21 protein-coding genes and 1 pseudogene are annotated in these 20,282 nt (G+C 71.8%); 10 read left to right on the top strand and 12 right to left on the bottom strand.

What is annotated here, in order from left to right; translation table 11 throughout:
* Window positions 1-534 precede the first annotated feature (534 nt).
* Entirely contained in the window at window positions 535-1,035 is a 501-nt protein-coding gene (locus ACIA8D_RS37110; RefSeq protein WP_399239041.1) for a hypothetical protein, read from the top strand.
* A gap of 16 nt (window positions 1,036-1,051) precedes the next feature.
* Here the strand turns inward: ACIA8D_RS37110 and ACIA8D_RS37105 are convergent, their stop codons facing one another.
* The 7 genes and pseudogenes from ACIA8D_RS37105 to ACIA8D_RS37075 all read right to left on the bottom strand — a co-directional run bounded on the left by ACIA8D_RS37105 (window position 1,052) and on the right by ACIA8D_RS37075 (window position 6,483).
* Window positions 1,052-1,534: a DUF3180 domain-containing protein gene (locus tag ACIA8D_RS37105; protein WP_399239039.1), complete on the bottom strand. Its 483-nt coding sequence runs from the start codon at window positions 1,532-1,534 to the stop codon at window positions 1,052-1,054.
* Window positions 1,535-1,623: 89 nt separating this feature from the next.
* A complete protein-coding gene (gene folK, locus ACIA8D_RS37100) occupies window positions 1,624-2,223 on the bottom strand; it encodes a 2-amino-4-hydroxy-6-hydroxymethyldihydropteridine diphosphokinase (RefSeq protein ID WP_399239037.1) in 600 nt (199 codons plus the stop codon).
* Entirely contained in the window at window positions 2,220-2,579 is a 360-nt protein-coding gene (gene folB, locus ACIA8D_RS37095) for a dihydroneopterin aldolase (protein ID WP_399239035.1), read from the bottom strand. Before folB ends, folK begins: the two co-directional genes overlap by 4 nt.
* Before the next feature lie 236 nt (window positions 2,580-2,815).
* Window positions 2,816-3,280, bottom strand: coding sequence for a nuclear transport factor 2 family protein (locus ACIA8D_RS37090; RefSeq protein WP_399239051.1), 465 nt, complete (start codon window positions 3,278-3,280; stop codon window positions 2,816-2,818).
* Window positions 3,281-3,333: 53 nt separating this feature from the next.
* Window positions 3,334-4,197, bottom strand: a complete 864-nt coding sequence (folP, locus tag ACIA8D_RS37085; RefSeq protein WP_399239033.1) for a dihydropteroate synthase — start codon at window positions 4,195-4,197, stop codon at window positions 3,334-3,336.
* 86 nt (window positions 4,198-4,283) lie between these two features.
* Window positions 4,284-5,150 (bottom strand): annotated as a pseudogene (locus ACIA8D_RS37080) (phosphatidylglycerol lysyltransferase domain-containing protein); the annotation flags it as partial.
* Window positions 5,151-5,328: 178 nt separating this feature from the next.
* The gene (locus ACIA8D_RS37075; protein WP_399239031.1) at window positions 5,329-6,483 is read right to left on the bottom strand and encodes an ABC transporter ATP-binding protein; all 1,155 of its coding nucleotides are present in this window, start codon (window positions 6,481-6,483) and stop codon (window positions 5,329-5,331) included.
* Window positions 6,484-6,679: 196 nt separating this feature from the next.
* On the opposite strand from ACIA8D_RS37075, the gene ACIA8D_RS37070 reads away from it, so the two are divergent.
* The 4 genes from ACIA8D_RS37070 to ACIA8D_RS37055 all read left to right on the top strand — a co-directional run bounded on the left by ACIA8D_RS37070 (window position 6,680) and on the right by ACIA8D_RS37055 (window position 10,313).
* On the top strand, window positions 6,680-7,441 hold the full coding sequence (locus ACIA8D_RS37070) for an ABC transporter permease (protein ID WP_399239029.1): 762 nt from the start codon (window positions 6,680-6,682) through the stop codon (window positions 7,439-7,441).
* Window positions 7,438-8,106 (top strand): ABC transporter permease, encoded by a 669-nt coding sequence (locus ACIA8D_RS37065; protein ID WP_399239027.1) that lies wholly within the window; start codon window positions 7,438-7,440, stop codon window positions 8,104-8,106. The genes ACIA8D_RS37070 and ACIA8D_RS37065 overlap by 4 nt, the downstream gene beginning before the upstream one ends.
* A 61-nt stretch (window positions 8,107-8,167) precedes the next feature.
* The gene (locus tag ACIA8D_RS37060; RefSeq protein ID WP_399239025.1) at window positions 8,168-9,133 is read left to right on the top strand and encodes an ABC transporter substrate-binding protein; all 966 of its coding nucleotides are present in this window, start codon (window positions 8,168-8,170) and stop codon (window positions 9,131-9,133) included.
* A 157-nt stretch (window positions 9,134-9,290) separates the two neighbouring features.
* Window positions 9,291-10,313 carry a hypothetical protein gene (locus ACIA8D_RS37055; RefSeq protein WP_399239023.1) on the top strand — a complete coding sequence of 341 codons (1,023 nt, stop codon included), beginning with the start codon at window positions 9,291-9,293 and terminating at the stop codon, window positions 10,311-10,313.
* 60 nt (window positions 10,314-10,373) lie between these two features.
* On the opposite strand, the gene ACIA8D_RS37050 is transcribed toward ACIA8D_RS37055, so the two are convergent.
* Together ACIA8D_RS37050 and ACIA8D_RS37045 are read right to left on the bottom strand one after the other, a co-directional pair.
* The gene (locus ACIA8D_RS37050) at window positions 10,374-11,723 is read right to left on the bottom strand and encodes a PH domain-containing protein (RefSeq protein ID WP_399239021.1); all 1,350 of its coding nucleotides are present in this window, start codon (window positions 11,721-11,723) and stop codon (window positions 10,374-10,376) included.
* Entirely contained in the window at window positions 11,720-12,235 is a 516-nt protein-coding gene (locus ACIA8D_RS37045; protein WP_399239019.1) for a PH domain-containing protein, read from the bottom strand. Before ACIA8D_RS37045 ends, ACIA8D_RS37050 begins: the two co-directional genes overlap by 4 nt.
* On the opposite strand from ACIA8D_RS37045, the gene ACIA8D_RS37040 reads away from it, so the two are divergent.
* Window positions 12,234-13,418 carry an NADH-quinone oxidoreductase subunit D gene (locus ACIA8D_RS37040; RefSeq protein ID WP_399239017.1) on the top strand — a complete coding sequence of 395 codons (1,185 nt, stop codon included), beginning with the start codon at window positions 12,234-12,236 and terminating at the stop codon, window positions 13,416-13,418. The two genes, ACIA8D_RS37045 and ACIA8D_RS37040, sit on opposite strands and share 2 nt — an antisense overlap.
* Here the strand turns inward: ACIA8D_RS37040 and ACIA8D_RS37035 are convergent.
* Window positions 13,383-14,408 carry an SAM-dependent methyltransferase gene (locus ACIA8D_RS37035; protein WP_399239015.1) on the bottom strand — a complete coding sequence of 342 codons (1,026 nt, stop codon included), beginning with the start codon at window positions 14,406-14,408 and terminating at the stop codon, window positions 13,383-13,385. The two genes, ACIA8D_RS37040 and ACIA8D_RS37035, sit on opposite strands and share 36 nt — an antisense overlap.
* Before the next feature lie 128 nt (window positions 14,409-14,536).
* Here ACIA8D_RS37035 and ACIA8D_RS37030 point away from each other — a divergent pair, with 128 nt between their 5' ends.
* Both ACIA8D_RS37030 and ACIA8D_RS37025 read left to right on the top strand, forming a co-directional pair.
* On the top strand, window positions 14,537-15,739 hold the full coding sequence (locus ACIA8D_RS37030; RefSeq protein ID WP_399239013.1) for a sensor histidine kinase: 1,203 nt from the start codon (window positions 14,537-14,539) through the stop codon (window positions 15,737-15,739).
* Window positions 15,740-15,783: 44 nt separating this feature from the next.
* Window positions 15,784-16,458, top strand: a complete 675-nt coding sequence (locus ACIA8D_RS37025; RefSeq protein WP_399239011.1) for a response regulator — start codon at window positions 15,784-15,786, stop codon at window positions 16,456-16,458.
* A gap of 16 nt (window positions 16,459-16,474) precedes the next feature.
* On the opposite strand, the gene ACIA8D_RS37020 is transcribed toward ACIA8D_RS37025, so the two are convergent.
* Window positions 16,475-17,581 (bottom strand): DUF5937 family protein, encoded by a 1,107-nt coding sequence (locus ACIA8D_RS37020; RefSeq protein WP_399239009.1) that lies wholly within the window; start codon window positions 17,579-17,581, stop codon window positions 16,475-16,477.
* Window positions 17,582-17,737: 156 nt separating this feature from the next.
* Between ACIA8D_RS37020 and ACIA8D_RS37015 the strand changes: the two genes are divergently transcribed.
* The gene (locus ACIA8D_RS37015; protein ID WP_399239007.1) at window positions 17,738-18,010 is read left to right on the top strand and encodes a hypothetical protein; all 273 of its coding nucleotides are present in this window, start codon (window positions 17,738-17,740) and stop codon (window positions 18,008-18,010) included.
* A gap of 21 nt (window positions 18,011-18,031) precedes the next feature.
* Here the strand turns inward: ACIA8D_RS37015 and ACIA8D_RS37010 are convergent, their stop codons facing one another.
* Window positions 18,032-19,195, bottom strand: coding sequence for a threonine aldolase family protein (locus tag ACIA8D_RS37010; protein WP_399239005.1), 1,164 nt, complete (start codon window positions 19,193-19,195; stop codon window positions 18,032-18,034).
* Window positions 19,196-19,329: 134 nt separating this feature from the next.
* Here ACIA8D_RS37010 and ACIA8D_RS37005 point away from each other — a divergent pair, with 134 nt between their 5' ends.
* The gene (locus ACIA8D_RS37005; protein WP_399239003.1) at window positions 19,330-20,274 is read left to right on the top strand and encodes a Rossmann-like and DUF2520 domain-containing protein; all 945 of its coding nucleotides are present in this window, start codon (window positions 19,330-19,332) and stop codon (window positions 20,272-20,274) included.
* Window positions 20,275-20,282 lie beyond the last annotated feature (8 nt).

Here is a 20,282-nt window from a genome sequence, read left to right as displayed (position 1 = left end):
CGACGCTCCGCGTCGCCTCCCTCCTCCGCCTTGCGATCGCACGCACCAGGCCCCGCTCCCTGATCCGGCCTGATCCAAACGACAAGCCCTAGCTGTGTGAGGCGGGGTGGAGCTCCCGTTCCGCCGTGCGGACGCTGCCGTCATGCCGACAATCCTGAGGCGCCCCTCAACGGCCAGGACGATGGTCAGAGGCGCCGGATACCTTCTCGGACCTGGACATGTCCTTTTCCGGGACCTGGAAGCCGGGGCCGGATTGTGGACGCTCGACGGCGAGCGGAGCGCACAGACCACACTCAGGAGCCTGTCGGTCTGCAAGGCGAAAGAGGCGGTTGACGTCGTCACCGAGCACGCGACGTTCACGGCCTCACCTGGGTTGCTGCTGGGGACGCCGGATGGCTGGGTGCACGCATCGGCAAGAATTACGTCTCACTGGTTGTCAACGACAAGCGCTTCGCCTCCCGGTACGCGTCCAGCCTCACGGCGGCCACCGGACTCGGTGCACGGCTGGAGCCCGGGACCCGGCCCTCCGGATACATGCAGCGAGAAGCCCCGGGGTTTCGGGTGCGGGTGGTTTCGTCGTACTCGGCTGATTTTCTGCGGCAGTTTGCAGATGGCGATGCCCATCACATGCGGCAGTGCTTTCCACGCGTGGTGCTGTACAGCGCAGACGTCTTCGCGGGCTTCCTGGACGGCTACGTGGAAGGGGATGGTTTCCGCTACAAGGACAGGCCCGCTCGCGTGGTTGTGAGCGCCAACATTCCCTTCCTCGCGGAACTGGCGAAGATCGTCGGAGCCAAGTTCACCCCTGACCCGAACAAGCCCGCGTCCAAGCTGCCCATCGTGGACCATTGGGCAAGCCGCGGTACGTTTCGACCCGAGCAGCACTCACTGATCCTGCGGGAAGCCACGTGGGTTCAGGTGAACGAGGTTCGACTGCGGAAGGCGGCCGACAAGCCGTTCACCTTCTACAGCTGTCGTCTCGGCCCTCACCCCAGTTTCCTCGTGAACGGCCACCTGGTACGGGAGGACTGGTGAACGCATGGCGGAAGGGTCAGGAGGCCGGTTCAGCGCTCTCCGGGTCCTCGTCCTCCGGGAGTTTGCAGATGCGTTCCAGGAAGATGGCTGCCGCGACGACGGCGATGCCGGCGAGGACCGAGAAGGCGGCGTAGATCGCCTGGTCGCGGCGGGCCGGGACGTCCAGGGACTCCAGGAGGAAGACGCCGGTGCCGCCGTACATGCCGGCCACAAGGGCCGCCACCAGGGCGCTGGCCTGGCCGAAGACCAGGGCGCGCGCCGCCATCATGGGGTCGACGCCCTTGGCCTCGGGGCGGCGCTCCCGCTGGGCGCGCAGCCGGGAGCGGATGGACAGGGCCGTCGCGAGCAGCACGACGGCGATCACGGCGAGCACGATGGGCGCGGCCAGCGGGACCTTCGGCAGCGTGCCGAGCGAGTCCCACAGGCGGGCGCCCGCCCAGGACAGCACTCCGGCGACGACGAAGAGGCCGACCAGCGTCCTGATGCGCAGTTGCTTCATCCCGGTTGGTCGCCCCTCGTCGTCATGGCCCTGGTGCTCTCGTCGCCTGGTGTCCGGGGCCGTTTACCGTGCCCGGTAGACCCTAACGACTACTCGGGGAGGCGGAGTTCCAGGTCGGCGCGTGCCGCGACGCCCTCGCGGGTCACGGCGTCGAGCAGCTGCTCGACCGTGCCGTGCCCGGGAAGCTGGGCCTCCGGCTCCACGTCGTGCCAGGGGACGAGCACGAAGGCGCGCTCGTGGGCCCGCGGGTGCGGGAGCGTGAGCTGCGGGTCGTCCGAGACCACGTCGGCGTACGCGACGATGTCCACGTCGAGGGTGCGGGCGCCCCAGCGCTCGTCCCGGACCCGGTGGAAGGCCTCCTCGACCGCCTGCGCGCGCTCCAGGAGCGAGGAGGGCGGCAGCGTCGTCTTCAGGACGACGACGGCGTTGAAGTACGAGGGCTGGCTGTCCGGGGCGACGCCCCAGGGCTCCGTCTCGTAGACGGGCGAGACGGCCTTGACGCGGACCCCGGGGGTGTCCTCCAGGGCATCGACGGCGCCCTGGAGCGTCTCCAGGCGGTTGCCCAGGTTCGCGCCGAGGGAGATCACGGCCCGCTTGGGGTTGGAGAGCGTGGTGTCGGCCGCGTCGACCTGTTCCACCACGGAGGTCGGCACCGGCTGGACGGTCGGGTCGAACGGAGTTTTGTTCATACTCGGCTCCGGGTGATGGTGACGGTCACGTCGTCGAAGGGCACGGCGATCGGTGCGTCCGGCTTGTGGACGCAGACCTCGACCTCGTGAACTCCTTCGTGCTTCAGGCATGTCTGGGCGATGCGCTCGGCGAGTGTCTCGATGAGATCCACGGGGTCGCCCGCGACGACGGCCACGACCTCCTCCGCCACGATGCCGTAGTGCACGGTCTTCGCCAGGTCGTCGTCGGCCGCGGCCGCTCGCGTGTCCAGGCCGAGCACCAGGTCCACGATGAAGGTCTGGCCTTCCTCGCGTTCCTTGGGGAAGACGCCATGGTGCCCACGGGCCTTGAGGCCGCGCAGCGCGACACGATCCACGCGAATCACTCCTGCAGTCGTTGGTGATGGCCGGTGCCATCGATGTGCGGTCGATGTCCCGGCCTCGATCGAATCTACCTGCGGGCACTGACAGCACCGGCCCGCGGGGGCTATGACTGATCCCACCCGGCACGCCCACCCCAGGGTGCGCCCTGGGCTGGTAGCCGCCCATACCCAGGCGGTCGAGACGCCAACCCCGCATCGGGATTTCGGGTTCTTTGGGGGTGCTTACCCACTCAGGCGGGTGAGTCGCCGTCGTCCGCGGCTCCCATCTCGTCGGACTCGTCATCCGATTCGGCGAGCACGGGAGAGGCGTGGTGGGACCAGATCTTCCAGCTGTCGCGCGTGCGCCGGAACACGTTGGTGGCGACGACGCGCTGGCCGACGAGCGGTCCGAGTTCCTCGCCGCCCTCGGGGGCGGGACCGCCGCTGAGGATGTTCTCCGTGCAGGTCACGAGGGCCGTGTCGGCGACGACGCTGATGTGCACGTCGGTCAGGAAGAACTGGATGTACTCGGTGTTCGCCATGATCAGCGCGTAACTGCGGAGCACCTCGCCGCGGCCGGTGAGCACCGGCCAGCCGGGGTGCACGCAGCTGATGGAGGTGTCCTCGGCCTCGTCCGGGTCGGCGTCCTCGGCGTACGCGACGTCCTCGGGGGCGAGCCACAGCGACGTGAGTTCCTCGAAGTCGCCGCGTTCCATGGCTTCGTAGTACGAGCGGTTGGCCGTCTCCACGGCCTCGGCGTCGGCGCCGGTCACTGGGCTCCTTCGACCGCGCGGGCGACGCGGACGGCGTCGGCGGTGGCCCGTACCTCGTGCACGCGCACCGCCCAGGCGCCCGCCTGCGCGGCGAGCGCGGAGACCGCGGCGGTGGCGGCGTCGCGCTCGCGGGCGGGCGGCGGGGCGCCCTGCTCGCCGGCCAGGACGTGGCCGAGGAACCGCTTGCGGGAGGCCGCGACGAGGACCGGGTGGCCGAGCGCGTGCAGCCGGTCGAGGTGGGCGAGCAGGGAGAGGTCGTGCTCGGCGTTCTTGGAGAAGCCGAGGCCGGGGTCGAGGACGATCCGGTCGGGGGCGATGCCGCCCTCGATGGCGGCCGCCACGCGCGCGTGCAGCTCGTCCACGACTTCGGCGACGACGTCCTCGTAGGTGCCGGGCACGTTGGTGCCCTCCAGGAGGCCGCGCCAGTGCATCACGACGAAAGGCGCGCCCGCGGCGGCGACGACCGGGACCATCTGGGGGTCGGAGAGCCCGCCGCTCACGTCGTTGACCAGGGAGGCGCCCGCGGCGAGGGACTGCTCGGCGACGCAGGCCCGCATGGTGTCGACCGAGACGGTCACGCCTTCGGAGGCGAGCCCGCGTACGACGGGGATGACGCGCCGCAGCTCCTCGTCCTCGTCGACGCGGGTGGCGCCCGGACGGGTGGACTCGCCGCCGACGTCCACGAGGTCGGCGCCCTGGGCGACCAGGTCGAGGCCGTGCTTGATCGCGGCGGTCGTGTCGAACCAGCGGCCGCCGTCCGAGAACGAATCCGGCGTCACGTTGACGACGCCCATGACCGCGCAGCGGTCCCAAACGGGGAGGTTGGCTACGTGGCCCCGGCGGACCTGCGACGTGCTCATGGCCTCAAGCCTAGGCCCTTCGCGGCGGCCGGGATCTCGCGGCTTCGGCGGCCCGGGAAGGCGCCGCCGCTCTGGTGGCGGGGCCGCGCCGTGAGGCCGGTCTCGCGGGTCCAGACCGCGCACCCGGTCTCGGAGCAGTCGGCGACGGCCGGCGTCCAGGAGTGGGTCCGCGCCTCGTCCATGAAGCGCTCCATGGCGCCCGGCCATGCCTCCACGTCGCCCATGGGGTCGCCCTTGGCCAGCATCACGCCCGACACGACCCGGTAGCGGACCGCCGCCTTGCCGCTGGGCGAGAACACGATCCCCTTGTCGCGGGCGGCCGGGCCCTCGGGGCGGACCGCGAGGTAGAGCGTGGTGAACGCGGTGACGAGGCCGAGGGCGCCGAGCGAGAGGGCGACGGCGTGCGCCGTGCTGCCCGCGTAGACGAGGGGGCCTTCTGCGCCGAGCAGTCCGCACAGGACGTGCTCCAGGCGGTCCACGAGGCTCGGGGCGCCGACGAGCCGCCCCGGGTGCGCGCTGACGACGGCGAGGCCGATGAGCAGCGAACCGGCGCCCAGGAGCACGAAGTTGGCCAGGGCCCGCCAGCGGCCGCGCGGGTCGGGCGGCGCGTCGAACCGCTTCCGGTCGCGCAGCAGGGGCCAAAGCGGCACCAGGGAGAGCGCCGCGCCGAGGACTCCCACGAGCGATTCGCGGTACGCGAGCTGGCCGGCGGCGCCGAGCGGCAGCAGCACGACCGCCGCCCACCAGGCCCGCCGCTTGTGGCGCCGCAGCATGCGCGCGACCAGGACGAGCAGGACGCCGCTGCCGAGCGCGAGGGCCGCGGCGTACGGGCCGAGCGGGCCCGGCTGCGCCTCCGTGACGGCGCCCGCGCGGTCGCGTGCGAGCAGGGGCAGGACACCGGCCACGATGTCCGCGCCACCGGCCAGGAGGCAGCCGCCCGCGATCCGCCGCATCCCTGCGCCTCCTCCTGCCGCCCGCCCCACGAGGCATGTGAACACGGTGCGAATGCCGCATCCGTGACGTACGACCTGTAGGACGGAAGCGGAGCGGCGCCGGTTCACTCGTGAAGGGCGAACCCCTCGGGAGTGTGAACGGGGAGCCTTCGCCAGGGTGCGGCCGCTCCACCGTCTGCTAGGGAAGGAGCTGCTCCACGGTCTCCAGGTCGACCTCCGCGCGCGTGATGTCGCGCGCGTCCGCGGCCGTGGAGCGGCGCAGGGCCTCGTGCAGCCGAGCCGGGGTGAGCACGCCGAGGAAGCGGCCCGCGCTGTGCTCGTCGATGACGGCGATCCAGCCCGCGTCGTGCTGGAGCATCGTCGCGAAGGCCTGCTTGAGCGGGGCGCCGACGGGCAGCCAGGCCTCCATGCGGCGGGCGTGCTCACGCACGGAGCCGGTGCCCACGCGCGCGTGCTCGGCGGAGATCCAGCCGTGCAGGTTGTTGTCGTGGTCCAGGACGACGGCCCAGCGGGCGTCGAGCTCCTTGGGCAGCGGGTCGTCGAGGTGGACGACGGGCGGCTGCTCCAGGTCGCCCTCCTCGATGGGCGTCACCGAGAGGCGCTTGAGGCCGCGGTCGGCGCCCACGAAGTCGGCCACGTAGTCGGTGGCGGGGGTGCCGAGGACCGCCGACGGGGTGTCGTACTGCTCGATGCGCCCTTCTCCGTAGACGGCGATACGGTCGCCGAGGCGGACGGCCTCCTCCATGTCGTGCGTGACGAACAGGACGGTCTTGCCGAGCGTCTGTTGCAGGCGCAGGAACTCGGTCTGCAGGTGCTCGCGCACCACGGGGTCGACCGCGCCGAACGGTTCGTCCATCAGCAGGACGGGCGGGTCGGCGGCCAAGGCGCGGGCCACGCCCACGCGTTGGCGCTGGCCGCCGGAGAGCTGCTCGGGGTAGCGCCCGCCGAACACCTTCGGGTCGAGGCCCACAAGGTCGAGCAGCTCGGCGGCCCGCTCCCGGGCCTCGGCGCGCTTGACGCCCAACAGGTGCGGAACGGTCGCGGTGTTGTCGAGGACCGACTTGTGCGGGAAGAGGCCGACCTGCTGGATCACATAGCCGATGCGGCGGCGCAGTTGGACCGGGTCGACCCCGGATATGTCGTCGCCGTCGAGGAGGATCCGGCCCGCGGTGGGTTCGATGAGCCGGTTCACCATCTTCATGGTCGTGGTCTTGCCGCAGCCCGACGGGCCGACGAGCGTGACCAGTTCGCCCTCGTTCACCTCGAAGGACAGATCGTCGACGGCGGTGGTGCCGTCCGCGTACCGCTTGCTGACGTGCTCGAACCGGATCATGGGACCCCATTCTGCCGGGCTGCGGCCCGGTTGGGGATGCCCGGACGCGGCAGTCATGTGAAGGCCGTGTTGCGTCCGGCGCCCGGGCCTCGGTCATTGTCAGTGGGCCGGGCTAGGGTCGTCGGCAGTCGGGAAAGGTGCGTGCGGCTGTGCGTGCGGCTGACATACGTTCGGGGAATCGGGGGAGGTGGCCGGCGTGAGCGAGCGGAACTGCCTGGTGGCCAATGACTGGGTGTGCGGGGATTATGTGCGCACTCGCGGCCAGGAGTTGGTCGACGCGACCGTCCAACACCTCGGGATCACGGTGGCGTCGGTGCTGATCGGCGTGCTGATCTCGCTGCCGCTCGCGCTGCTCGCCCGGCGTGCCCGGGTCTTCGCGGGGCCCGTGCTCGGTGTGACCACGGTGCTCTACTCGATCCCCTCGCTCGCGATGTTCTCGCTGCTGCTGCCCCTGTTCGGGCTCTCGGTCTCGCTGGTGGTCACGGGGCTCGTGCTGTACTCCCTGACGATCCTCGTGCGGAACATCTTGGCGGGGCTGCGGGCGGTCCCGCAGGAGGCGCGGGAGGCCGCGCGCGGGATGGGGTACGGGCCGCTGCGACTGCTGTGGGAGGTCGAACTCCCGCTGGCGCTCCCGGCGATGCTCGCCGGTGTGCGCATCGCGACGGTCTCCACGGTGGCGCTGACGACGGTCGGCTCGATCGTGGACTACGGCGGGCTCGGCACGCTGATCGTCGGCGGTCTGCAGAGCGACTTCAAGGCACAGGTACTCACCGCGTCCGTGCTGTGCGTGCTGCTCGCGGTCCTGGCGGACCTGCTGCTGCTCGGCGTGCAGCGGTGGCTGACGCCGTGGACGCGGATCGGGACGCCCGCGCGGGGCGGACCCCGAATGCGGGGGCTGCGAGGCCGCGCCGACGTGGCGCGTGTCGAGTCGGAGAAGCCTGAGAAGGCGGCAGCATGAACGCGATGTCGGGGGCCTACGACTGGCTGGCCACGGGCGCCAACTGGCAAGGGGAGAAGGGGGTGTGGCACCGCCTCGCGGAGCACCTGTACTTCTGCGGTGTCGCGCTCGTCGTCTCCTGCCTGATCGCGCTGCCGCTGGCCCTGTGGCTCGGGCACAAGGGCAAGGGCGGCGCGCTCGCCATCAACATCTCGAACGTGGGGCGCGCGGTGCCGACGCTGGCCGTCCTCGTGCTCCTGACGCTCACCCCGCTCGGCCGGCACGGCGACGTGCCGACGCTGATCGCGCTGGTGCTGTTCGCGGTGCCGCCGCTGCTCACCAACGCGTACGTGGGAATGCGGGAGGTCGACCGGTCGGTGGTGGAGGCGGCGCGCGGCATGGGCATGAGCGGCGGGCAGGTCTTCGCCCGGGTCGAACTGCCGTTGGCGTACCCGCTGGTGATGACGGGGCTGCGGTCCGCGACGGTGCAGGTGATCGCGACGGCGACGCTGGCGGCGATGGCCGGGGAGGGCGGGCTCGGGCGGATCATCACGGCGGGGTTCAACCTCCAGGACACCCCGCAGGTGGTCGCGGGGGCGGTGCTCGTGGCCGCGCTCGCGCTGGCCGCGGAGGGCCTGTTCGTCGCGTTGGGGCGGGTCTTCGACCCCATGCGGAGGCGGGCGTGACCCGGCGGTCTCAAGGGCTTGGGTTTGTTTTTTCGGTACCGGCAGTGCGACGAGGAGAGCGATGAACAGCAGAACGCGTCGGATGGCCCTGGCGGCCGTGACCGTGGGTGCGCTGACCGCGGGGCTCACCGCGTGCGGTGGCGACAGCCTCGAGGGCAAGGACGATGCGGGCGGGTCGGGTGGTGGCGGGAAGGGCAAGATCGTCATCGGTGCCGCGCGTTTCACCGAGGCCAAGGTGCTCGGTGAGCTCTACCGGCAGATATTGGACGACGCCGGGTACGACGCGTCGGTCAAGACGGTGGAGAACCGCGAGATCTACGAGCCGCAGCTCGCCAAGGGCGCCATCGACGTGGTGCCCGAATACGCGGCGACGCTCGCCGAATTCCTCAACCTGAAGAAGAACGGGTCGAAGGCGAAGCCGGTCGCGTCGAGCGATGTGGACGCCACGGTGTCCGCACTGCGCGAGCTGGCCGAGCCGCAGGGGCTGAAGGTTCTGGACGCGGGAGAGGCCGTTGATCAGAACGCGTTCGCGGTGAGCAAGAACTTCGCCGCGAAGCACAAGTTGAAGACCCTTTCGGATCTTGGCGAGTCGGGCCAGAAGGTGAAGATCGCGGCCGGCGACGAATGCGAGACCCGGCCGTTCTGCGCGCCCGGACTCAAGAAGTCGTACGGGATCGATGTCACGGGAATCGACCCGAAGGGCGTCGGCACGACGCAGTCGAAGCAGGCGGTGAAGAACGGCACGGATCAACTGGTCCTGACGACCACGACCGACGCGACGCTGGAGAATTTTGGGCTTGTCCTTCTGAAGGACGACAAGAAGCTGCAGAACGCGGACAACATCGTTCCGGTTGTGAACGCCAAGGATGCGGGTGACAAGGAGATTGCCGATGTCCTCGGGAAGCTGACGAAGACGCTCACGACCGACGATCTCGTCGAGCTCAACCGGAAGGTCGACGCCGAGCGGCAGAAGGAAGCCGATGTCGCGAAGGAGTATCTGGAGTCCAAGGACCTCATCGCTAAATGATCTTGATCGGTGCGTGTCGTCCGGAAGAGGGGTGAGTGCTATCTGCCGCGGTAAGTGGCCTTCCCTGTACGGGGGTTAGGTGGTTTCTGTGACAGGTGTGTCCGAATATTGCCGGGCGGGGCTTCGCGATTTGCCTACGCGCGGTAAGTTTCTGGCCATGCCACGTGGACGCCACCGCCATTCTCCGCCCCTGCACCGCCTCCTGCCTCCGACGGTGATCGCCGGTGTGCCTCTCGTCTGCGCGGGGGCCGCCTGGCTGTCCGACGATCCGTTCGTCCTGCGGGGCGTCGCGGCCGCGGCCGCCGCCGCGGCGGTCGTCGGCGCCGTGGTGATGCGCCGCTGGGACCGGCTCGCCGGCAAGCGGGTCGCCGAGCTGACGCGCGGCGCCGCGAGCGAGCGGTGGCGGCACGAGGAGGCCGTGGCGGAGCTGGAGGGCGACCTCGACGAGGGGCGCGAGCTGCGCACCCGCCTGGAGGGCAAGCTGCGGGCGAAGCGTGCCGAGCTCGCGGGGCTGCGCGGCGAACACGCGGCGCTGCTGCGCCGGTACGCGAACGCGGAGACGGAGCGGGCCAGCGCGCTCGAAGGCCGTCGCCGCCTGGCGATAGAGGCCGCGGCCCCGGCGCGGGCGCTGCCGCCCGTGCCCCCGGCCGTGCCGGGTCGGCCGACCCAGGAGATGTACCGGCGGGCCAATGTCGCGCTCCAGCGTCTCGCGCGGCCCGAACCGGCGGCGCCCGGCGCGGAGGAGGCCGATTCCCAGGGGAAGTCCGAGGCGGCGGCCGGCCACTTCACCGTGCCGACCGCCGCGATGGTCGTACCGGCGGCGCCCGCGCGGAAGGTGCCCCAGGGCGGCTTCGACTTCTTCGGCTCGGGGCGCGCCCCGCAGGGCGAGGAGGACCTGGCGGACGTCGTGGGCGAGGAGCTGGCGGCGGAGGTCGCGGCCGAGGTGGACCAGGTGGACCAGCCGGTGGCCGAGTCGCAGGCCGAGGTGGCGGCGGATGCCGAGCCCGAGGCCGAGCCCGACGACGCCGAGCCCAAGGCGGAGACGGACACCGAGGCTCCCGAGGCCTCGGACGAATCCTCCGAGGACACCGAGCGCGAGCAGCAGGTCATCGACCTGACCGCGCACGACGAGACGGAGCAGATCGACATGGGCGAGCTGAGGTCGGCACTTCAGGCGTGAAACGGGCAGGTGAGGGGCGGGCCGGCGGGAAGCCGGTCCGCCCCTCACCCATTCCCGGGTCTACGTCCCCGCCATCCACCGGTCGGGCCGCGCGTCACGCCGCCCCGTGCGGGACCGGTCCGCCTGGGCCCGCAGGAGGTCGGAGGCCTCGTCCACGTCCCTCAGGCGGGCCGTCACCGTCTTGTTGGCGCCCGTGTCGAGGTGCAGGTCGGCGACGCGCCAGTACCGCTCCCAGGGCCCCTGGGTGAGGCGCACGCTCTGCACCTTGGCGTGCGGGACGAGCGAGAGACGGCGTTGCAGCAGACCGTGGCGCGCGGCGAACACCGTTTCCGTGACCGCCACCCCGTAGCCGCGCCACCACACCGGCACGCACCAGCGCCCGCGCCGCGGCGACCCCGCGAAGTCGGCCGGCTTCGGCACCGAGACCCCCGGCAGGATCCGCGCGACGACGTCCTCGGCGTGCTCGCGCGGCGCCACGGGGACGAGCGCGGTGTTCGAGGACCCGGCGACGTGCAGCTCCACGCGGACCCAGCCGCGGCGCCGCCACAACAGCGGCTCGACGATCCGTACGGTCTGCACCCGCCCCGGCGGCACCGTCTCGTGCACCCGGTCGAGCAGCCCGTGGTCGATGCGCAGCCCGTCCTGGGACTCGCCGACCGTCCAGTCGTACTCCTTGATGAACCGGCCCGCGCTGTTGGTGAAGGCGCCGCCGACCAGCGGCACCGCGACCGCGATCACTGTCCACAGGTTGTGGGTGGCGAACCACAGGAGCACCGGGACGGCGACCGCGGCGAGCAGCATCGCCCAGGGGGCGCCCGTCAGGAGCAGCGCCACCGCGAGCATCCGCGGGGGCGTGTGCAGGATCGGCCGCGCCGGCGCCTCGCCCACCTGGTGCGCCGACTCCGGCGCGAAACCGGCGGCCCGGGCGAGGAGTTCGGCCCGCAGGGCGGTGGCTTCGCGCTCTCCCAGGAAGGCGAGCTCGTCCTTCTTGTCGGCTCCCACCACGTCGAGCTTCAGCTTGGCCACGCCCACGAAGCGGGCGAGGAGCGGCTGTGTGACGTCCACCGCCTGGAGGCGGTCGAGCCGGATGTGGGCGGTGCGGCGGAACAACAGGCCCGTACGGATGCGCAGTTCGGTGTCGGTCACCGCGAAGTGCGTGAACCACCAGGTGAGGAATCCGTACAGGGCGGCCGCCGGAACCAGCACTCCGATGCCGATCAGCAGCACGGCGGTGCTGAGGTTGGCCAGCTGGCGCTGTGCCTGGTCCATGTCGTGGACTGCCCAGCCCAGCAGGATCGCGATCGGTGCCCACGCGCGGCGCAGCGGCGTGACGGGGTGCAGGCGCCGTTCTCGCGCGTCCTCGGCGGGCTCCTGGGTCGGGGCGCCTTCGGGGGCGCGGGAGGCCGTCACAGGCCCGCCGATCGGGCCTCGCCGAGTTCGGTGAGGCGGTCGCGCAGCCGCTCGGCCTCCGCGGGCGCGAGGCCGGGGATCGTCGCGTCGCTGGCCGCGGCGGCGGTGTGCAGTTGCAGGCTGGCCAGGCCGAACTTCCGCTCCAGCGGGCCGGATGTCACCTCGACGAGCTGCATCCGCCCGTACGGCACGATCGTCTCCTCGTGCCACAGGACGCCGCGGGTGATCAGCAGGTCGTCGGCCCGTTCCGCGTACCGCCACGAGCGCCAGTTGCGGCCGAGCATCACCCAACCCCAGGCCAGGGCCGCGAGGGGCAGCACGGCGAACGCCGCCCAGCCGGGGCCCGCGAACATGCCGAGCAGCACCGCGAGCGCCACCGTCAGCGGCACCAGCCACACGACGAGCAGCAGGCGGCGCAGTGTCAGCAGTCCGGCGGGCAGCCCCGTCCAGTCCGGCCCTGTCGTGCGTGTCGGCGCTGTCGCCTCTGTCGGCCCTGTCGCCCCTGTCTCCATGGGTTCACCCTACGTACGAGAGACTGTGTCCATGACGCCCACGACTCAGGCCACGGTCGGCATCGGTGGTGCCGCGGAGAGCACCGACATGGTGCTCAACATCGGTCCGCAGCACCCTTCCACCCATGGTGTGCTGCGCCTGCGTCTCGTGCTCGACGGCGAGCGCATCGAGCACGCGGAGCCGGTCATCGGCTATATGCACCGCGGTGCGGAGAAGCTCTTCGAAGCACGCGACTACCGGCAGATCGTGATGCTCGCCAACCGCCACGACTGGCTGTCCGCGTTCTCGAACGAACTGGGTGTCGTGCTCGCCGTCGAGCGGATGCTGGGCATGGAGGTCCCGGAGCGCGCCGTGTGGCTGCGCACGCTGCTCGCCGAGCTGAACCGGGTGCTCAACCATCTGATGTTCCTTGGTTCGTACCCGCTCGAACTGGGCGGAATCACGCCCGTTTTCCACGCCTTCCGTGAGCGCGAGGAGCTCCAGAACGTCATGGAGGAGGTCTCCGGCGGGCGCATGCACTACATGTTCAATCGCGTCGGCGGCCTCAAGGAGGACCTGCCGCTCGGCTGGACCACCCGCGCGCGGGCGGCGGTCGCGAGCGTGCGCTCCCGCATGGACGTCTACGACAATCTGGTGCTCGGCAACGAGATCTTCCGGGGCCGCACGCGCGGGGTGGGCGTGCTGTCCGCCGAGGCCGCGCACGCCTACGGAGTCAGCGGCCCGATCGCCCGCGCCTCCGGCGTCGACTTCGACCTCCGGCGCGACGAGCCGTACCTCGCCTACGGAGAGCTGCAGGACACCCTGAAGGTCGTCGCGCGACAAGAAGGCGACTGCCTGGCCCGGTTCGAGTGCCTCCTGGAGCAGGCGCACAACGCGCTCGACCTCGCCGACGCCTGCCTCGACCGGCTCGCCGAGCTTCCGCAGGGCCCGGTCAACCAGCGCCTCCCGAAGGTCCTCAAGGCGCCCGAGGGCCACACGTACGCGTGGACGGAGAACCCGCTCGGCATCAACGGCTACTACCTCGTCTCCAAGGGCGAGAAGACGCCGTACCGGCTCAAGCTGCGCTCCGCCTCGTACAACAACATCCAGGCGCTGACCGAGCTGCTGCCGGGGACGCTCGTCGCCGACATGGTGGCGATCCTCGGGTCACTGTTCTTCGTGGTCGGGGACATCGACAAGTAGGCCGTCCGCCTGGAGGCCCACCGGCTCGACCAGCCAGCCGAAGTCGCCGAGCCCGCCGCGGGCGGTCAGCTCCGCCGCCTCTCCGGCGCCCGTGAGCGCCATGACGTACGCCGCCGGGTCCCGCGAGGCGAGGGCGAGCGGCGGGCGGTCCCCGGTGATGCCGAGGGCCCGCAGGGCGGCGCGCTGCGTGAGGAGCCGGGCGTCCGGAGCGGTCGCGCACGCGTCCAGTGCCACGTGCGCCGTGATGTCGCAGGAGCCGTCCGGCACGGGGGCCGTCTCGCGGCCCTCGCGAAAGCCCGTGAGCGTGCCGAAGGGCGGCCGGGAGGCGCGGGTGTGCGCGTAGTCCACCGCCACCGCCAGGCCGCGCTCCAGGGTGCGTACAGCAGCCGCCCAGGCGGTGTCGCGGGGGAGTCCGACCTCGGCGCGCAGGCCCGGCTCGGGCGGCAGCGGCCACCACCGGCACAGCCAGTCCACCGAGGCTCCGTCCAGGGGCTCCGTGTCGAGGGTCTCCGTGCCGTCCTCGCGTACGAGGACCAGCCGTGCCGTGCCGTCCGCGTCCGCCTCGACGACCTCCAGGGGCACGTTGTCGAGCCACTCGTTCGCGAAGAGGAGTCCGGTGACACCGGTGGGCGGCTCGGCCCGCCACTCGATCCGGTGGTCGAGTCCGGCGGGCGGTTCCGCCTTCTCCACCGCGTAGGCACGCACGCGTGGTGCCACTTTTTCCGGCAGCACCTCCAGGACGCGCGAAATCAGCTCGCCGCGCCCCGCCGCCATGTCGACGAACGCCAATTCGGCGGGCTCGCCGAGCGCCGCGTCCACCCGGCACAACAGCTCGGCCACGGCCCCGGCGAAAAGCGGCGACGCATGCACCGACGTGCGGAAATGCCCGGCGGGCCCCTCGGGTCTCCGGTAGAAGCCGACCGGTCCGTACAACGCCTCTTCGGTGGCCGCGCGCCAGCCGCGCGGTGCCGTCTGTTGTCCGTTCTTCACACCTGAAGGCTATGTGCGCCGGGCGCGTGCGCCGTGGGGGTCCTCCACCTTCAGGAGTACGCGCGCCGGGTCCGGATCGACCCTCCGGTTGACCCCTGCACGCTGCACGCTTACCTACTCTGGGTTACGTGCAGCGCGTCTACGACTTCATCCGCAGACACCCGACGTGGGTCGACGGCTTCTGGGCCGTGATTCTTTTCGGCATGTCCGTGGTGGGGGCGAACGGCGCGGGCAGCGCGGGACATGGGAACGAGGCGGCGCTGCTGGTCTGTGCCGTCCTGATGTCCGTGGTGGTCGCGCTGCGCCGTCGCTGGCCGGACAAGATGCTGCTGCTCGCGGTGGCCACGGGCCTCGGCCAGCTGGTGTTCGACGCGCGGGTCAACCCGTCGGACTTCGCGATGCTGGTCATCATCTACACCTGCGCGGTGAGCGGACCGCGCTGGGCGTCCCGCTTCGGCCTCGTCGGCGGGCTGCTCGCGGCGCCGCTCTCCCAGCTGCGCTGGCCCACCGTCGGCGACATCAGCACCACGGGCCAGGTCCTCGTCACCGTCTTCCAGATGGTGCCGTTCGCCCTCGCCTGGGTGCTCGGCGACTCGCTGCGCACCAGACGCGCGTACCTGGACCAGCTTGAGGAACGCGCCAATCGGCTGGAGAAGGAGCGCGAGGCGCAGTCGAAGGTCGCGGTGGCGGCTGAACGGGCGCGCATCGCGCGCGAGTTGCACGATGTCGTCGCGCACAACGTGTCGGTGATGGTGGTGCAGGCCGACGGTGCCGCGTACGTCCTCGACCAGGCGCCCGACCAGGCCAAGAAGGCCCTGGAGACCATCTCGGGCACCGGCCGGCAGGCGCTCGCCGAGATGCGCAGGCTGCTCGGTGTGCTGCGCACCGGGGAGCACGAGGAGGCCGGCGAGTACGTTCCGCAGCCCGACGTCGAGCAGATAGAGGAACTCGTCGAGCAGGTGCGCACGTCGGGGCTCCCGGTCGACTTCGAGGTGGAGGGCACCCCGCGCCCGCTGCCCAGCGGCGTCGAGCTGACCGCGTACCGCATCGTCCAGGAAGCCCTCACCAACACCCGTAAGCACGGCGGCCCCAACGCGGGCGCCAGCGTCCGGCTCGTCTACTTCGACGACGGCCTCGGCCTGCTCGTCGAGGACGACGGCAAGGGCGCCCCGCACGAGCTGTACGAGGACGGGGGCGCGGACGGCCGCGGCCACGGCCTCATCGGGATGCGCGAGCGCGTCGGTATGGTCGGCGGCACGCTGGACGCGGGGCCGCGGGCCGGCGGTGGCTTCCGCATCAGCGTCCTGCTGCCTCTCAAGCCCGCCCATTGACACGTACAAGCCACCGACCATCGCCACCACGTGAGGACCGCCCGATGTCGATCAAGGTCATGCTCGTCGACGACCAGGTGCTGCTGCGCACCGGCTTCCGGATGGTGCTCGCCGCGCAGCCGGACATGGAGGTCGTCGCCGAGGCGGGCGACGGCGTCGAGGCGCTGGACGTGCTGCGCTCGACCTCCGTGGACGTCGTCCTCATGGACGTCCGCATGCCGAAGCTCGACGGGGTCGAGACGACGCGGCGGATCTGCGCCGACCCCGACTCGCCCAAGGTCCTCATCCTGACCACCTTCGACCTCGACGAGTACGCCTTCTCGGGGCTGCGGGCGGGGGCCTCCGGCTTCATGCTCAAGGACGTGCCGCCGGGCGAGCTGCTCACCGCGATCCGCGCCGTGCACAGCGGCGACGCGGTGGTCGCCCCGTCCACGACCCGGCGGCTGCTCGACCGGTTCGCCCCGATGCTGCCGAGCAGCCCCGACCAGCCGCAGCACAAGCATCTTGAGCGGCTCACCGAGCGCGAGCGCGAGGTCATGGTCCTGGTCGCCCAGGGGCACTCGAACGGCGAGATCGCCGCGCGTCTGGTGCTGTCCGAGGCCACGGTGAAGACCCATGTGGGCCGCATCCTGACCAAGCTCGATCTGCGCGACCGGGTCCAGGTCGTCGTCCTCGCCTACGAGACGGGGCTCGTCCGCGCGGGCGGCGCCGGGGCCTGAGCCCGCCGCCGGGCGATCAGCGCAGCACCCCCTCGATGAAGTCCCCGCCGAGGCGCGAGACCACGCTCAGGTCCAACTGGTGCTGCACATAGCGGCCGCGTCGCCGCGTCGTGATCAGCCCGGCCTTCTTCAGCACCGAAAGGTGCCGGGATATCTCCGGCGCCGAGATCCCGTGCGCGTCCGCCAACTCGCTTGTCGTGTACGGCCCGCGGGCCAGGTGCCGGCACAGCCGCATGCGCGCCGGGTGGGCGAGCGCCGCCATGCGCCGCGTCAACTGCTCGACGGAGGGCGGCGTCGTGAGCCCGGGGGAGGCGATCGGGTAGGTGATCATCGGCTGCCAGCCCTTGCGGTGCAGCACCCACAGATGCGGCCACCCCAGGCTGGTCGGCGTCAGGATCAGATTGCCGCTGCCCGTCTCCGTGCGCCCCACGGAGATCTTGTCGACGACGACGGCGGGGCCCGCCTCGTCGAGCGAGACCGCCGAGGACGTCGCCGCGAGGGCCTCTTTGAGCCCCTTGTGGCGCAGCATCTCCGTCTTGTGCCGCGCGTCGGCCGCCAACTGGTGCCGCACGCGCGCCCATACGTCCGAGAAGAACGCCTCGTCGCAGTCCTGCAGCAGCTCGCGGAACCACGCCCGGACGGCGGGCGGGTCCTCGAGCAGGCGCTGGGTGAACCGGACTTGAGGCGCTCCGCGCGCGGCCGCGAGTTCGAGCGCGCGCTCGCGGGTGCCCGGGTCGTCGAGCCGGTTCACCACCCGCTCCGCGTACTGCGACTGGCACGTGAACTCCAGGGCCGCGTCCACGAACTGCTCGTCGGAGAGCTTGTCGAGCAGGTCCAGCTCCTCGGCGAGCGTGGCACCGGGCAGCGTGCGCCGCCCCGGTATCCCGGCGGACGGCGTGAAGACGTCCGAGAACGTCGTCCGCCACAGGAAGTCCGCCTCACACATCCGGTCCGCGAGGCACGGATCCAGGCACGCGGTCACGCTCGTCGTCCACCCCTGCAGCCCCGGGTGATGGGCGGGCTCCGACAGTGCGTGCAGTGCCATGCCCAGCTCGGCCAGGGGTGAGGGAACGACATGGATCCGCTCGGGCGGCAGGCCCGTGATGTCGATGCTCACGCTCATGACCCCATGGTGCACGCCGCCACTGACAGCCGGGTCGTCGATTGACGGCTCCCGTCAATCGACGTGACCGCACGGCACCGCCGGGCGCAATCTCGTACCCATCGGCCCCGAACGGCAGCAAACAGGCTCATTTCGGGGTGTAGCGCGACAATCGACATGAACAGCGAGGTGTTCGACATGAGCGTCACCCAGCAGTACGCCATCGATCTCTACCGCGCCGCCCAGCGCGGCGAAGCGGCCCCGCCGGCGCCCGGCCGGCACGAGGTGGACGCCTTCCGGGAGCTGCGCGACTACCGCCGGTTCAAGGCGGTCGTGGCCGGCCGTCCGGCCCGCGGCCGGATCCGGGCGGCCCTGACCCGCCGGCTGTCCGGGCGTCACTTCTTCGGACGCCGCGTCTCGGGGCGTCGCGGTCACCCCGCCGGTTGCTGAGCCCCATGGCCCATGAGGGGCCTACGAGGAGATCCGCCCCACGAAGTCCGCGACGGCCGCGCGGACGTCGTCAGGGCCCCACTCAAGACCCGCCGCCGCGACCGTGACCTCGGTCGCCGCGAACCCCGGCACCGCGCCCTCGTCCGCCCAGCGCGCGAACAGCGCCGTCCGCGTCTCCTCCGCCTGCGCGATCCCCGCCTCCGTGAGCGCGTCGGCGTCGTAGGGCAGCCAGACCTTGAACTGGTGCGTGTGCGGCACCTCGGGGAACACCCGCGCCCCGGCGACACCCGCCTTGGCGAAGCCCTCCACCAGTGCCTGCGCGACCACGCGCGCGTGCGCCACGTACTCGGGAAGCTTCGGCAGCTCCCGCTCCAGGCCCGCAAGGGCCGAGATCGCCTGCGGGAACTGCTGGAAGACCTGGCCGCCGTAGCGGTGCCGCCAGGCCCTCGCCTCCCCGACGAACGACTCCGGGCCCGCCAGCACCGCGCCGCTGAGGCCGCCGAGCGACTTGTAGAACGACACGTAGACGCTGTCCGCGAGCTCCGCGATCTCGTCCAGCGGGCGCCCGAAATGCGTCGTGGTCTCCCACAGACGGGCCCCGTCGAAGTGGATCACGGCGTCCCGCGCGTGTGCCGCCTCGCAGACCTCCTCCAGCTCCTGCCATGTGGGCAGCACGAAACCGGCGTCCCTGAGCGGCAGTTCGAGCATCAGCGTCCCGAACGGTTCGTCCAGGTCGTGCACGTCGTCGGCGCCGATCTGCCGCGCCGCCTTCGTGGGGTGCACGGTGCGCAGCCCCGTCACCGTGGTCAGCGCCTCCCGCTCATGGACCTCGGGGTGCGCCAGCGGGTGCAGGGCCACCGTGGCATTGCCGGTGCGGCCCGCCCAGCAGCGCAGTGCGACCTGCTGGGCCATGGTGCCGGTGGGGAAGAACGCGGCCGCCTCCTTGCCGAGCAGCGCGGCGACCTTCGTCTCCAGGTCGGCCACGATGCCGCCCCCGTAGACGTCGACGTCGCCCGACAGGTCGGCCACCGCCGCCGCGGCCCCGGACAGGCTCTGCCACCGCTCGCCCAGGGTGGCCTCGTTCGGCCTGCGGGCCAGTGTGCGCTCGGCGCCCCGCAACGCCGCGATCAGCCGGTCGGCCCGCGTCGTCTCGGAGGTGGCAGTGTTCTCGGCGGTTCGGTCCATCCGTCGATCATGGCGCACCCGCGTGCGCTTGCCCACAGCCTGTGGACTGTCGGGGCCTGCGCCGACAGATAGCGTTAAAATGACGAGAAATCGTCCGGTACCCCGAGCGGACTGGAACGGAAGGCCATCGCCTCGTGACAACACCCCCTCCGAACCCGCGATCCGACCCCTACGAGCCCACAGCCCCCAAGGACCGCCCCGCCCGCCTCACCGTGGGCGTCGTCGGCGCGGGCCGCGTCGGGCCCGCGCTCGCCGCGTCCCTTCAGCTGGCCGGGCACCGCCCCGTGGCCGTCTCCGGAGTCTCCGACGCCTCCGTGCGCCGGGCCGCGACGCTGCTGCCCGACGTGCCCCTGGTGCCGCCCGCCGAGGTCCTCGCGCAGGCCGATCTGGTGCTCCTCACCGTCCCCGACGACGTCCTGCCGGTCCTCGTCGAGGGCTTCGCCGAGACCGCCGCCGTCCGGCCCGGACAGCTGCTCGTGCACACGTCGGGACGGTACGGCACGAAGGTCCTCGAACCGGCGCTGCGCGCGGGCGGGCTGCCGCTCGCGCTGCACCCCGCGATGACGTTCACCGGCACGCCCGTCGACGTCCAGCGCCTGGCAGGCTGCTCCTTCGGCGTCACCGCGCCCGAGGAGCTGCGCCTTGCCGCGGAGGCCCTGGTCATCGAGATGGGCGGCGAACCCGAGTGGATCGCCGAGGAGAACCGCGCGCTGTACCACGCGGCCCTCGCGCTCGGCGCCAACCACCTGGTCACGCTGATCGCGGAGTCCATGGAACTGCTCCGCGAGGCGGGCGTCGGCGCCCCCGACCGGATGCTCGGCCCGCTGCTCGGCGCGGCCCTCGACAACGCGCTCAGGTCGGGCGACGCGGCCCTCACGGGCCCGGTGGCGCGCGGCGACGCCGGCACCGTCGCCGCCCACATCACGGAGCTGCGCAAGCACGCCCCGCAGACCGTCGCCGGCTATCTCGCGATGGCCCGCGCGACCGCCGACCGCGCGCTCGCGCACGGACTGCTGAAGCCGGAGCTCGCCGAGGACCTCCTGGGCGTCCTCGCGACCGGTGCGGAGGAGACCCGATGAGCCCCACG

This window comes from Streptomyces sp. NPDC051684 (genome assembly GCF_044453445.1).
Classification (GTDB): domain Bacteria; phylum Actinomycetota; class Actinomycetes; order Streptomycetales; family Streptomycetaceae; genus Streptomyces.
The sequence above is the reverse complement of the archived record's forward strand: the minus strand, read 5'-3'. Positions and strand labels throughout refer to the sequence as shown.